Annotated in this window: 12 protein-coding genes; 3 read left to right on the forward strand and 9 right to left on the reverse strand. The window is 36.2% G+C overall.

The window, feature by feature from the left end:
* From PHF25_00335 to tgt, 6 genes are all read right to left on the reverse strand, one after another.
* On the reverse strand, positions 1 to 131 hold a 131-nt coding region (locus tag PHF25_00335), incomplete at its 3' end, for an undecaprenyl-diphosphate phosphatase (protein MDD4526465.1).
* A gap of 172 nt (positions 132 to 303) precedes the next feature.
* A complete protein-coding gene (locus PHF25_00340; protein ID MDD4526466.1) occupies positions 304 to 633 on the reverse strand; it encodes a hypothetical protein in 330 nt (109 codons plus the stop codon).
* Position 634: 1 nt separating this feature from the next.
* On the reverse strand, positions 635 to 985 hold the full coding sequence (locus tag PHF25_00345) for a DUF5674 family protein (GenBank protein MDD4526467.1): 351 nt from the start codon (positions 983 to 985) through the stop codon (positions 635 to 637).
* 64 nt (positions 986 to 1,049) lie between these two features.
* A complete protein-coding gene (gene secF, locus PHF25_00350; GenBank protein ID MDD4526468.1) occupies positions 1,050 to 1,967 on the reverse strand; it encodes a protein translocase subunit SecF in 918 nt (305 codons plus the stop codon).
* Positions 1,968 to 1,977: 10 nt separating this feature from the next.
* Entirely contained in the window at positions 1,978 to 3,306 is a 1,329-nt protein-coding gene (gene secD, locus PHF25_00355) for a protein translocase subunit SecD (protein ID MDD4526469.1), read from the reverse strand.
* Between the two features lie 6 nt (positions 3,307 to 3,312).
* On the reverse strand, positions 3,313 to 4,389 hold the full coding sequence (tgt, locus tag PHF25_00360; GenBank protein ID MDD4526470.1) for a tRNA guanosine(34) transglycosylase Tgt: 1,077 nt from the start codon (positions 4,387 to 4,389) through the stop codon (positions 3,313 to 3,315).
* Between the two features lie 351 nt (positions 4,390 to 4,740).
* Here tgt and PHF25_00365 point away from each other — a divergent pair, with 351 nt between their 5' ends.
* Positions 4,741 to 5,022 (forward strand): GIY-YIG nuclease family protein, encoded by a 282-nt coding sequence (locus tag PHF25_00365; protein MDD4526471.1) that lies wholly within the window; start codon positions 4,741 to 4,743, stop codon positions 5,020 to 5,022.
* A 53-nt stretch (positions 5,023 to 5,075) separates the two neighbouring features.
* Here the strand turns inward: PHF25_00365 and PHF25_00370 are convergent, their stop codons facing one another.
* The 3 genes from PHF25_00370 to PHF25_00380 form a co-directional block, all read right to left on the reverse strand.
* Complete coding sequence (locus tag PHF25_00370; protein MDD4526472.1) at positions 5,076 to 7,448, reverse strand: DUF3536 domain-containing protein; 2,373 nt, start codon at positions 7,446 to 7,448, stop codon at positions 5,076 to 5,078.
* A 302-nt stretch (positions 7,449 to 7,750) separates the two neighbouring features.
* Positions 7,751 to 9,001 (reverse strand): homoserine dehydrogenase, encoded by a 1,251-nt coding sequence (locus PHF25_00375; GenBank protein MDD4526473.1) that lies wholly within the window; start codon positions 8,999 to 9,001, stop codon positions 7,751 to 7,753.
* A gap of 67 nt (positions 9,002 to 9,068) precedes the next feature.
* Positions 9,069 to 9,635, reverse strand: coding sequence for a hypothetical protein (locus tag PHF25_00380; GenBank protein ID MDD4526474.1), 567 nt, complete (start codon positions 9,633 to 9,635; stop codon positions 9,069 to 9,071).
* Between the two features lie 398 nt (positions 9,636 to 10,033).
* Here PHF25_00380 and PHF25_00385 point away from each other — a divergent pair, with 398 nt between their 5' ends.
* Positions 10,034 to 10,414, forward strand: coding sequence for an endonuclease domain-containing protein (locus tag PHF25_00385; GenBank protein ID MDD4526475.1), 381 nt, complete (start codon positions 10,034 to 10,036; stop codon positions 10,412 to 10,414).
* Between the two features lie 340 nt (positions 10,415 to 10,754).
* Positions 10,755 to 14,018: a hypothetical protein gene (locus tag PHF25_00390; GenBank protein MDD4526476.1), complete on the forward strand. Its 3,264-nt coding sequence runs from the start codon at positions 10,755 to 10,757 to the stop codon at positions 14,016 to 14,018.
* Positions 14,019 to 14,129: the final 111 nt, after the last annotated feature.

Below are 14,129 nucleotides of genomic sequence, written 5' to 3' on the forward strand. Positions count from 1 at the left end.
ATCAGTTCTAGGCTAAGGTCGGAGAAAGAAATTCCCAGCAGATGCTCTGCTATAACTAAGTGACCGGAGCTACTTATAGGTAGAAATTCAGTTAGTCCTTGGATAATCCCTAGTAACGCGATTTTTAGCATAGGATTATTATACTGTTTATTTGTTTATTTGCCAGCCCTTCGAACTCACTTTGAGCGAAGTGGGGTTTAGTTGTTTCTTTGTTTAGGGCTTATTTTTTTAATCCTTCCCTTTTTAAGGGAAGGTGGACTAATATCTTTTGATATTAGGACGTAAGTGTCATTTCTCGGATTATTATGTCTTAAATAAGTAAGTCTCTGGGGAAATGTCTAACAATGTTCTGTACATTTTTTGACAGATATCAATGTCTGCTCTGGCAAACATCCAAACCCAGGCTAAATATTCTTTTAAATAGAGTAGTTCTTTTAATTTTTTTTGCCATTTTATATCACCAGATGTTAACTCTAGCAATTCCAATGCTCGAAGATAAGAGTTACTAGTTTCTTTGTCATCATTTATCTTAATAGCATTTTTTGCTCTTCCGAACTCTGCGCCGATAGAGAGTATTTGTTGCATATTTGAGTATTTATCCCATTTATCTTGAGTAAGAGTTGTATGGAGCATATTATTTGATGATTTTATTAATTATTAAAGCTATTGTGTTTTGTAAGTCTACCGAAAGTATTTCCATACTTAGGTTGTCTTGGGTAGGACGGATATTAATAAGCGAGGTATATTCTAGCCAGATTGAACGTTCTCTTTCAGGATAAAGGTTAGCTCCCCAGATGTTTTTTTGAAGAGAACCATTCTTCAGTAAGATTAGTTCTGAATCAGCATGCATCTCTCCACCGAAAACAGCTTTTTCTAATTCAACATCAATTGTAAATTTAATCATGGAGTTATAAGGGTCACCAAGTAGTTCACTAAGTTCATTTAATTCTAGCGGGTTTCGTTCATCAGCTGTTTTGAAATTCATAAAATAATTATACCTTTAAAGCCCCCTTTATCAAAGGGGGTGCCGAACATAGCGAGGTGGAGGATTATTGATTCAACATCTTAAATCTATATAGCAACGGACTCGCTATAAAAATAGAAGAATACGTACCAAAGCTAATTCCAATTAATAGTACTAGTGCGAAATCTTTGATAGATGCGCCACCAAACAAGAAGATGGAAAGTAACACTGCTAAGGTAGTAAAGGAAGTATTTATTGATCTTGTAATGCTTTGATCTACACTTGAGTTGATAATATCAACTAATTCGTCTTTGTTTTCTTTTAAGTTTTCTCTAATTCTATCAAAGATAACAATAGTATCGTTGATGGAATAACCAAGGACAGTTAGCAGTGCCGCTACATAAGCGGTATTGATTTCAATATGGAGTAGAGCGGTTAGTCCAAGAACTATCAGAACATCATGAATGAGCGCAAGGATAGCAGCAATAGCAGCCCAAAATTCAAACCTAAGGGTGATGTAAATAAGTAATAGTAAAATAGCGACGCCAAGGATGGTTAGAGACTGTGTTTGGAGTTCGTGACCTACTGAAGGTCCAATGAAGTCTGTCCCAAGTATTGTTGTTCCCTCTATTGTGGAAGTAAGCTTTTTAGCCAGTTCGTCTACACTGATGTTCTCTATTTGTTGGAATTTCAAAGAGAAAAGATATTTATCCATTGTTGTAAGTTGTAAACTAGAGACACCTGCCTCATTCATGGTTTTTCTGATTAAGGAAGTTATCTCACCACGTGTTTGTTCAGATAATTTGCCGTCTGTATTAAATTCAGTGGTTGCCTTTTCAACATTAATGGTAAAGTTAACACCACCAGTAAAATCTATTCCTAAATTAAAGGGTGAACCAGTAGTTATGAAATTGCTAGTCATATAATAGAGACCAAAGCATATCAAAATAGTTGAGAAGCTGAACCAATATTTTGCTTTATTTAAAAAATAGATTTTTCCCATTATTAACTCCTTATTTAAACCTAATTAGGTTGCTTTCTCTTATTTTTGTAATGTTCAGACTACTGAACAAAAAGAATTTAGTTAAAGAAAGTGCAGTGAAAAGACTCATTACAATACCTACAGATAATGTAACGGCAAACCCTTTGATTGTCCCAGTACCAAGCCAGAAAAGAACGCCAGCCGTAATTAGTGTCGTAATATTTGAATCCATAATAGTAATCATCGCTCTTTGGAATCCAGCCTCTAGTGCGTTTTTGAGCGTTTTACCATTACGAAGTTCTTCTTTGTACCTTTCAAAGATAAGAACATTTGCATCGACTGCCATACCTAAAGAAAGTACGATGCCAGCAAGTCCGGGTAAAGTCAGTGTTACATGTAATAGTCGGAATGCTGTCATTGAAAGGAAGAAGTAAAAGATTAAAGAAAGTATAGAGATAAACCCTAGAAACTTATAGAACAATAACATAAAGATAGCAACTAAAACAAATCCAATAATTCCTGCTTTGATACTTTGATCAATGGAGGTTTTTCCTAAAGATGGGCCGATTTCTTTTTTTTCAATTATTTTCACTGGTACAGGAAGCGAGCCAGCTTTTAGTTTGATAACCATATCTTGGACTTCTTTTATTGAGAAAGAGCCAGATATTTGTGCTTTTCCGCCAGGGATTGGTCCATTAATTCTTGGTGCTGATAAAACAACTCCATCTAGCAGAATTGCTAAGGGTTTTCCTACATTCATTCTGGTAACATTTGCAAATTTCTTGGTTCCTTCAGGTGTGAATTCTATATTAATCATTGGTTTGCCAAATTGGTCAACGCTAGGTCCAGCAAAGCTGAGGTCGTTGCCAGTAAGTTGAGTTTTGCCAAGGAAGATAGGAGTTTCTTGGACAATATTGCCAGCGTTATCCTTGATGTTCATTCTGGCTAGTCGCATGCCTTCGCCCGCAATAATTTTGATTTCTTCAGTGGATAATGTTTCTGCATCCATTGGGGCAAATTCAGCTTCCACAAATTCTAGTAGGGCGGTGTCTCCAATGAGGTTTTCTGCTCTTTCAGGATCAGAAATCCCAGGAAGTTCGACTACAATCTGTCTTTGACCCTTTCTTTGAATAACAGGCTCAGAAACACCTAATCCGTCTATTCTGCTTTGTATAATAGCTAAGGCTCCAAGCACTGCGTCGTCATTTACTTTGACTTGTTCAGTGTCTTGAGCTTCGAGAACTAGCAGCATCCCGCCTTGCAAATCAAGACCTAAGTTGATAGGTACTTTATTTGCGACTAAGACCATTAAGGCAATACCAATAACTAGGTAAAAGAATTTTAGTTTATCTGTGAACATTTCAGTTTATTCCTCCAGTATGTTATTCCTGATTTTTGTTACAAGATCTATCAGGTATTTAATATTATGTATAGACATTAGAGTCATTCCTAATAATTCTTGGTTTCTCCAAAGATGTCTTATGTAAGCTTTTGAGTAATTTCGGCAAGCGTAGCAGTCGCAGTTTTCTTCTAATGGTCCTTCTTCAAACTCATATTCTGGTTTTTTGATGCTTTTTCTTCCTTGGTCAGAAAAGAAAGCACCATGTCTTGCCAGTCTAGTTGGAAGAACACAGTCGAACATGTCTATGCCTAATTTTATGCAGGTTGTTAAATCTTCAGGAGTTCCAACTCCCATTAGATAACGTGGCTTGTGTTCAGGTATTAGACCAGTAGTATGCTCCACTAGTGGATACATTTTTTCCGGACCTTCTCCAACACTTAGTCCACCTATTGCATAACCGAAAAGATTCAAATCAAGTAACTGTTCTGCGGATGCCTTGCGACATTCCGGGAACATGCCTCCCTGTATTATAGCAAAGAGGGCTTGTGAGTGTCGACCAGAGTTATTAAGGTATTCTTGAGACCTTTTTGCCCATCTAGTTGTTAGTTCTAGTGATTTATAGGTTTTATCAATATTCGTTTCAGCTGCCAAGCATTCATCTAAAGGCATGATGATATCTGCTCCAATTTTCTGTTGGATTTCTATAACTTTTTCAGGTGTGAATTCAAACTTGTCTCCGTTGAGATGAGAATTAAATATTACACCATTCTCTGTTATCTTTCTTAGGTTACCAAGGCTAAAGACTTGAAAACCGCCACTGTCTGTCAGAATAGGTTTATGCCAATTCATGAAGTTTTGTATGCCATTAAATTGTTCTAAAACCTCTGTGCCAGGTCTAAGGAAAAGATGGTAGGTGTTAGCCAGAATAATGTCAGCATTTGTGTCATAAATCATTTCTGGTGTCAGCCCTTTTACTGAGGCAAGAGTGCCAACTGGCATAAAAACAGGGGTTTTTATCTCACCATGTGGAGTTGAAATAATTCCAGCCCTGCCTTGATGTTTTTTGCTTTTTTTAAGAATTTTAAAGGAAAAGTTTTCCATTAGAGTATTATATGTGCATTAGCTCGCTTCGACAATAAATAATCCCCCAATCGCTTCACTTCGACTGGCTCAGTGTAAATGCGACTTTCCCCCTTTGATGCTTCGATAAACTCAGTACAAGTTTCGTGGGTCTTAAAAGTATATACGTTTATTTATTATTTATACCTCAAGGTCTATGTGTTAGTCACTTAGCATTTTAATTAGTTATTCATAAACATTTTGTTTCTGTTATTCCTGTGTATTATTTAGTCATTCCAGCAACTTCTATCTTCATTCCTGAGCATTTATTTAGTAATTCCTGTTTTTTCCTATGTTATTCCCGCGAAGGCGGGAATCTATTACAATAATAGAATGTATTACATTTATATAATTACAAATAAACCATTTGGCGCGTTATATATTGGCATGACAAATAATTTGGTTCGTAGAATTTATGAACATAAAGAAAAATTAATTGATGGTTTTTCAAAAAAATATGATCTTGATAAATTAGTTTACTATGAGTCATATAAAACTGCTAAAGAAGCGATTATAAGAGAAAAAAGAATGAAAAAATGGAATAGAGATTGGAAAATATGTAAAATAATAGAAAATAATTCAGAATGGGATGATTTATATGAAACTATTGTTTAGGTTTTAGATTCCCGCCTGCGCGGGAATGACAGAACGTGACGGGGGATTACTAGTTATACCAAAATATTCATCATTAGTGCTAGTTCTTTTAATAGCGTATTGTTTTGGTCTGCTTTGTGAAGAAGAAAAGCTTTTGTTTCAGCAGAAGATCTGTTGAATTTAATTTCCAATTTTTCATAGATGCCAAGGAAAGATATTGCAATATTGATATCTTTAGGGTCTTTGCCTTTTTCTATTTTGCTTATTAATGAATTTAGGTATTTTTCTAAATAAGCACGAGTTTCATTAACATTTAGATTTAGATGTAGGCTATGACTAAGTTTAATTATTCTTAGTGCTGGCTTTATGTTTTTGTTATTCCAGCTAGTTATTTCTTGGATTTCACTTAATAGTTTTGCTGACATGATTATCTCAATTGCTGATTTTATTTCAGTAGGAAGATTTCCGCCCATTCTAACAGTTTCTTCTATTAAATCTCTAAAGCCAGTATATAATTTATTGAGGTCTTTGTTCAGTCTATTGGTTTTCTTAGACCAGAGTATTTTCATGATGTCAGAGCTTTCTTCAAAGTTAAGGTCTATCATGCTTAGTGTCTTCTGATAATTATTTTTAATTATTTCTGTTGAGTTATTTGGATCATCCAGTAGTTCTTTTTTGATGGAATTTAGGTCAAGAATCGTTTTACTGATAGATGTTTTGACTTGCCCATTTTTTTCTGAGAGTAAGGCTGAGTGTTCTGTTGTTTTCCCAGTATAGATATTCATTATTGAACAGTTAAGTGCTCTAAAGGTGGTATCTTCGTTTTTAAAAGTAAGATCATTAATAGGACTGACGGTATATAGATACACTTCTTGTTCTTTAATTTTATTGGTTAGATGTGCTTTGACTATAAACTGGTTAATAGCCTTTTCTCTAGTTAATTCGTAGGGTTTTATCCATTTTTTGTAAATCGCATCTCCGTCATGCGCAGAATTAATGTTGCTTTTAGCTTCTTTCAAGTAAGCAATAAGAACCTTTTCTAAATCTACTTTAGTATGTTGTTGTCCATAGTAAATAGCAGCATTGGCATATTTAATGATTTGAACAGTTTCTATTCCAGATATCTCAGAGAAAAACCATCCACAACTAGTAAACATTAGTTGACTAAATCTCTGACTTTCTAATAATTCTAATATTTTTACTTTTTGTTCATCGGTAAGAGATCCTTTGGCGTTTTTTTCAAAAAACTTTTCACTAGACCAGCTACCGTGAAAGACGAAGTAATAATCATTTCTTGCTTTTTCGATGTTAGCTAGCAGAGGTGTCGCTTCTTTTTCGTAAGTTTCCCATAATAAATCTCGAAGCGCATTAAGTCCTTCTCTCAGTGGCTTTCTCCATTCTTGATTCCACCCAGCGCCACCACCAGTGCTACAGCCACAATTTTCTTTCCATCTTCCAACGCCATGGACACAGCTCCATGCAGTGCCTTCATGTTTAGTTCCTTCTTTAAGTACTGCTTCAGAGATAGGGGCAAATCTTTCCAGAAAAGCACCATAATTAATTTGTTTCATGTTGTACTCTTTGGCAAGATGTTTAAAAAAGTAGGAAAGGCACATGTCCCCAAACGGTTCATGGTGTCCGTAGCTTTCGCCGTCAGTAGAGGCTGTTACTAGCGTAGGTCTGCCTTGGTTGGGTTTAGCTGCTGCATCTAGCCTCTCTGCAAAAGTGTGAGCGTCTTTTAGGAGATGCTCAAAGCTGATAGCTGTTGAGATTGGGGCATCATAAAAAAAGACATCTAAGTATTTTTCTTTGGTTTCATCAACAAAAACTCGGTAGGGTTGAGTTGGGTCAACAGTTCCATTAGAAACATTTATCCATTCATTAGAGAAATATGTTTTTACCTTTTCTGCTTGGAAGGGAGATAGCACTGTGAACTTAATTCCATTAGCTATTAAAGCTTTTACTGTCTCCATATTGATAGCAGTTTCTGCAAGCCACATACCCTCTGGGTCACGTCCGAAGTGTCTTTTAAAATCAGCTATTCCCCATTTGATTTGTGTTTGTTTGTCTCTTTCGTTGGCTAAAGGCATGATTATATGGTTATAAACCTGGGCAATAGCATTACCGTGTCCGTTGTTGTTTTCTTTGCTAATTTCATCTGCTTCAACTATTTTTTCATATGTACTTTTGTCGTTATCGTAAATCCAGTTCATTAGAGTGGGCCCGACATTGAAGCTTAAGTATTGAAAATTATTAATAATATCAACTATTTTTCCATGAGGTGAAAGAATTCTTGATGAGGTGTTTGGTCGATAACATTCATCGTTAATTTTTTCATTCCAATCGTGATAAGGGAACGCGCTGTCTTGTCTTTCTATTTTATTAAGAAAGGGGTTCTCTCTCGGTGGTTGATAAAAGTGTCCGTGAATGCAAATATACTTGTTCATTATCCCCCCAGATAAAATTAATTTCTTAGCTTATTAGAATATTAGCCTTTTTTTTGAATATATTAAAGATTTTGTTTAACTATTTGCGATAATCACCCTCCTTTGCTATGGCAAAGGTTTCCCCCTTATTAAGGGGGAATAAATGTAAGCTATACTGTATATGAATATGTTAGTCATTCCTGGTTTACTATCGTCATTCCCGCGTAGGCGGGAATCCATTCATTAGAATTTATTTTTAGTAAGTAAGTTTAAATAGGAAATAAATACTAGATTCCCGCCTACGCGGGAATGACAGAGGGGGATTAAATCCCTACACGAATAATGCTTGCAACGTCTTTGATGCAAGACAAGTCTTTGATCTGTTCGATTGCTTTGTTTTTATTGCCTTCTTTGATGGTGTGTGTGACTATAACTAATTCAGCATCTTCTCCCGCACCTCTTTGGATTGCTTCTTTGATACTGATTTTCATTTTAGCAAAAATACCACTTATTTCCGCAAGTACGCCTGGTTTGTCTTCTACAAGTAGTCTGATGTAATACTTAGAGACAATTTCATCTTTAGGTAGAATGGTTATCGTTTTCTTTTTCTCTGTGCCATAAGCTGTTCCGTTGATAATATTTAGTAGGTCTGCCCAAACAGAACCTGCAGTTGGGATGCTTCCTGCGCCTCGTCCATAGAACATACTTTCTCCAGTAGCATCACCTTCTACGTAGACAGCATTGAAAACATCGTTAACCGCAGCAAGTGGGTGAGTGTTGTTAAGTATAACTGGATGTACTCTTAGCTCTAAGCCCTTGTCAGTATTTCTAGCAATTGCTAGGAGTTTAATGCTGGCATCAAGGTTTTTGGCATAGTTTATATCTTTTGCAGATATTTTGGTTATGCCTTCCATTAAAATTTGTTCAATATTTATGTCAGATTGAAAGGCAATAGACGCTAAAATAGAGAGTTTGTAGCAACTGTCCATTCCTTCTACATCAGAGGAAGGATCAGCTTCTGCATAACCAAGTTTTTGAGCCTCTTTTAGCACCACGGCATAGTCAGCGTTTTCTTTTTGCATCTTAGTTAGAATAAAGTTGGTTGTTCCGTTAAGGATACCAACTATTTCTTTAAAGTTGTTTGGCGAAAGTGAATCTTTTAGATTGTTAATAATAGGAATAGCTCCGCCAACAGATGCTTCATAGAGTAATGAAACGTTGTTCTCCTCAGCTAGCTTAAGTAGTCCCTTGCCATATTTTGCTAAAACAAGCTTATTAGCTGTTACTACATGCTTTTTAGCTTTAAGTGCAGATTCGATAATTGTTCTGGCAGGTTCATCTCCACCGATAAGCTCAATAATAATGTTTATTTCTGGGTCAGCAATAAGTTCTTTAAAGCTGTTTGTTTTCTGAAAGGAAGACAAATCATAAGGACAGCGACTAAAGTCTAAGTCACAGATGGTCTTTAGCTTAAAGTGTTTTTTGGCGTGAGAGTTAAGCTTATCAAAGTTGTTTTGATAAAGAGCGATAACGCCTGAGCCGATTGTTCCTGTTCCGATAAGTCCGATATTCATATATTTATTATAAAGCTAAAAGCTAAAAGCTGAAAGCCTAAAGCTTAATGTTTATTTGTTTAGTTGGTTATTTGGTTTGTTCTAAAGTAGTTATTCTCTTACTGTTATGCAATATCTTGAGTGAATTAAGGTCTGTTTGAGCTCTTTGTTCTTCTAATTTTTTTCTGAAAGCCACAAAATGTTCGTCTTGGAAGAATAGTTTATCTCTGACTGCTTGAAATTCACCCATATATTTTTCCATTACCAAGTTTACAGCATTATGAACAATAGTATTAGCGTCATCTTTTGTTAACATGTTATCCATTATAAATTGGATATTGTCATTGGTGTCATCAAAATTGTAGTCCATTTTATCCAGTCTTTTTTTAACGTGAGACATGTCTTCCTTTAGGATAGAAACATCTTCTTTGATCACAGCGACATCTGTTTTAAGTACAGCGACATCTGTTTTAAGTACAGCGACATCTGTTTTAAGTATAGCAACATCTGTTTTAAGTATAGCAACATCTGTTTTAAGAGTAGAATTATCATTTTCAAGATAAGACACACTTGTTTTAAGACATGAAAAGTCTTTAGAAGTTTCTTCTTTTACAATGGTTCTTATCGTTGCTATGTCGTTGGTAGTTAATGTCATTGTAGAGGGAATATAACATTGTTTTTTATTTGTGTCAAATAACTATTCGTCAATTATTGTTAATCTTAAAAAGATTACGTCTGTTACCTATTAAAGTAAAAGGGAAAAGGGGGAAAGTTGTGAGAGTGGCTTTAGGAATCCATCCGCTCAAATGAGTAGTGAGACCCCCTCAGTCAGACTAAGGCTGACAGCTCCCCACTAAGGGGGAGCGAATAGTTCAGTGCATTTCAGAAGACAGAAACTTGTGAGAGTAACTTTAGGAATCCATCCGCTCAAATGAGTAGATTGTTTCAGAATGGGGAAAGTTGTGAGCACCTTCCTTTGACAAGGAAGGATTAGGTGTTAAGGGGCGTTGAGAGTAACTTTAAATACATTACATTGTTTAGTAGAATTGAGCTATGCGCGATAAGTTTACGTTTATTACTTATGAAAAAAGATTATTAGCTTTTTCTAGGATTAATAGAATAAACCCGACTCTAGCAGAGGCTAGAATGTGGGATATATTGAAAAAAGATTGTTTTAAGGAATACAGATTTCTAAGACAGAAACCATTATATAAATTTATTGCTGATTTTTATTGTAGTGCACATTTGCTTGTTATAGAGGTTGATGGAGATTATCATGATGACAATAAAGAATACGATAAACTAAGGGAAGATATCCTTAGAGAAAGTTTTGCAATTGAAATAATTCGCTTCACCAATGAAGAAATCTTGAAATACCCCGATCTTGTCATTAAAAAGTTGCTAAAAAAATTACAGCAAATAAACCCTTCTTGATAAAGAAGGGTGGCGACATTGTAGTGTTTCAGCAGTTGTTGCTGTGTTACGCCGGGAAGATTTGATTAAAAAGTTACTAAAAAAATTACAGCAAATAAACCCTTCTTGATAAAGAAGGGTGGCGACATCGTAGTGTTTCAGCAGTTGTAGCTGTGTTACGCCGGGAAGATTTGATTTTAAAAATAGTATGTTTAAGATAGAAAATATTGGGCAGAATATAGATAGTAGATAGCAAATAGTAAATAGTGAACCCTCTCTGTCAGGAGAGGGTGGCGATATTGTAGTGGTTAAAAAGTTCTCGGTGTCTTACGCCGGGTGAGGTTAGCGAAAGGATAAAGATATGACATCAGTTGAAGGAGCACCGAAGTTTTATTTTAAACAAGTGGCTAAAGGCTTTGATGCAACAACTAGTGGAGCATTAAGAGCTGTTCCAATTTCTGCTGCTAAAATATCAGCCTTGCTTAACGATACATTTAATCCTTCAGTCCAATTAAATGAAAATTTAGTTGGGCAATTAGAAGGTATTAGCGTGATTTCTGCTAGTTCTTTAGTAGGACCAAGTGAATCAGTTTTAGATAGATTATTGGATGGTGTTTCTCAAATCCAAGGAGATAGTCATTTTACGAAGGACGGACTTGAAGCTGTTAAGGAAGCATTAAATATATGGCTTACTGCTAGTGATGATACATCAAAGGCAACTGCATTGGAAACACTTCAGGGTTTTTTAAAAGATGGAGGTAAAGTAGGGGCTAAAGATGTTTGGGTTATAGATGCAGTTAGTTCGGATGCATTGCCATCAGGAATTATATCGTATGCAGAATTGATTATGTTTCAGAAAGAACTGAAGATGGATGTCTCAACACCACCAGCAGTCAAGCCAGATGCACCAGCAGCAGTCAAGCCTGAAGCATCACCAGAAATATCACCTGACGATGAAAAAGTTTTAATATCAGTTTTGTCACTTCAAGATTTTGTTATGCGAGCAAAAAATCCGAGTGACGCAAAAGCGCTTGATAAGTTGCCATTAGATAAGTTGCCATCACAAATCAGGCAGTTATTCACTGGTAATGAAGACATTAGTGATACAGCTAAAGTAGCAATGTTAAGGATGCTTGCTCTTGCTGGGTATTTTGGTGAAAGTACAGATTATGAGGGTGAGTCAAAGGGTGTTTTTAAGGAGGGCGGACAAGATGTGTCTATTTCTTGGGCAGGCGGTACAGCCTTTAGAACAGAATTTTTTAAACCTATTGAAGGTCACGAGTTGCCACACGTTGACAGAAACTCGTTAATAAAAGCAATAACTGCTATGTGTCGTTCTTTTGAATCAGTGAAGATGAGAGGTAGTACTGTTAATTTTGAAAAATTTTCTAAAGATTTTATTTCAGCCTCTGCTTATTCTATTACAAGAAGGAGCACTAACTCCGCTGCTGCTGCTGACCATTTAGCCCGACAATTTAGTTCTGGTGGCCACGCAGTAACTGCAGACCAGATGACAAGTTTGGCAAATAATTTTGCTATGGTAACATTACCATTGTCACCAACGGCTCCATTCCGACTTTTTGGTCCAGGGGTTCAATTAGTGCTGAAGGGCGAGGAGTTAAAGATTTCAGTTCAAGGTGATAACAATGTTTTTTATGAAGTTGTAAGTTTTAAGAAAGCTGACTGGGATAAATTTTTGACATTTATGACTCAGAAGAATCCTCCACCAAATGAAAAAGAGAAGGAACTCTTGTTCCTTAATATACTTGAAATGTTGGCACAAGGCGACTTAAATGAAATGACTATTTATAGAGATGAGGATGTTAAGGAAACAGAGGATATAAACTTAGTAGAAACTCAGGCGAAAGCAACAGCTTTGAAAGCTGCGTTAGCGTCAGTAAAGGGAGTGGCGACGTCACAGGAACTTTATGACGGATTGAATCGTGAAGGCGTAAATCCTGCATCGCTAATGTATTGGGATGCAGGTAATCCTGCTGTAGCAGCTAATGATAAAGCGAACCCTCCTGTCTTAGCTAAAGCGGCTATTCCTCCTTCATGGAAATCAGTATTTACGGGTAACGCAATTGCTGGATATGCTTTGGCTACAAGCTTTAATGCTGGCACAAATTATCAGTTCAGTATTGAAGGATATACTCCAACGGGAGAAAAGACTACTAAAACTGAGTCATACAAGTTTGAACTTCCCCAAACGTTTACCAATGCTATTAATGCGTCAACAGCACCACCACTAGCAGCGAGACAAGCAGGAGCAACGGGTGGAGCAGCAGGAACAACTGGAGACACTAAAGAACCGCCAGCAGATGCAAGTGGAAGACTAACGCTCAGAGAGAGTAATGCTCCCTTATTCCCTGGTATGAAGGTGAAGATTGCTGATTTGGTAGGTGGAGAGGTTGGTGCTTATAATTTTGATGGGAGTACGTCTTATTCTATATTAAACGGTGAGACAGAATTGACTATTCCTGCAAATGCTACTAAGTTAACTTTTGCAAAAACAAAAAAGGACGAAACTGATTCCAGTATAACAACGATAGATGATTCATCACCGATTGTTTCGATAGAAGTCAAGAGTGCTGATGCTATAGCCCCAAAAAGTATGCTTAGTTCAGCCCTTGGTACACCAGAGAATGTGGCAATATACTTGAATGGTCAAATCAAACAGATAACTCCAATTAACATTGCAGAAATTATACCTGCCGCAATGCGTAAACTTTATAATGCTGGAAAACTTGTTAAAGAGACGCCAGCGGTATTGGCTTTGGTTTTAGGTAAAATAGATTATGCTAACACTGATGTAGCTACTAGTTTTGTGAACGCACTAAATGGATTATCTCCGGATGACTTAGTAAAAGTTTTTATAGCGTTGGATTATGCAAATGGCGTGGAAGCCTTAAAAACCTTGGTGGCTAATTTCATTGCAAATATGGATTCCGGTAAAAGGAATGAGTTAATTAAGAAAATTAGTGATACTTGGAGTGTAGACGATTTTTATGATATAGGAAAAAGACTGATAGATATTGTAGATAAAGCTGTTTTTGTTGAAGGCCTTTTGACGGATAACCATGATTTCTCAAAGGTAGCATATTTAATGAAAGGGATTTGTGGAGAAGAGTATAATAATATGGTAATTGCTAAGTTGAATGAAAATATAGAGGCAAAGGGGTTGTTGGCTTTAATTAGGGTTGGGGGACTGGGTGATAATTTACAGCCAAACATACTTAAGAATAAACAGTTGTATAACCCTGAATTTCTTGGGTCTGCTTCAGGGCGGCTAGTTTTGAAGAAACTGATTACAGAATTACCACAAGAATTTGCTAGTTTCTTAAATGCTTCTGCTTCTGTTGTATTCCATACAGCGGTTGGGTTGCTTTCTAGCAAATGGTTTATGGCTTTATTAACAGAGACAGCAACTTCAAGTGTAGAGGATAAAGCAAAGGTCATTAAATTTTTAGATGGGTTAACTCAACCAAACGGTCCTAATTTTATTAATATTTCAGGTATTAAAGACAAAATTTCAGCTATTCAGGAGATAAGTAAGGATGCAAATATAGGTGATTCAGATGGGGGAAATAACAATCCCAGTCCGAGCCTACTAGTAACAAGCTAGATTGACTTTCATATAATCAATTTTTATTAGAAAAAAATGTTTATAAATCCACTTTTATGGGAATACTATATTATAGGTATAATATAGTATAGAAGATTTAACAGAAGGATG

The sequence above is a fragment of the Candidatus Margulisiibacteriota bacterium genome (assembly GCA_028706105.1).
In the GTDB taxonomy this organism is placed as follows: Bacteria; Margulisbacteria; Riflemargulisbacteria; order GWF2-35-9; family DYQY01; genus DYQY01.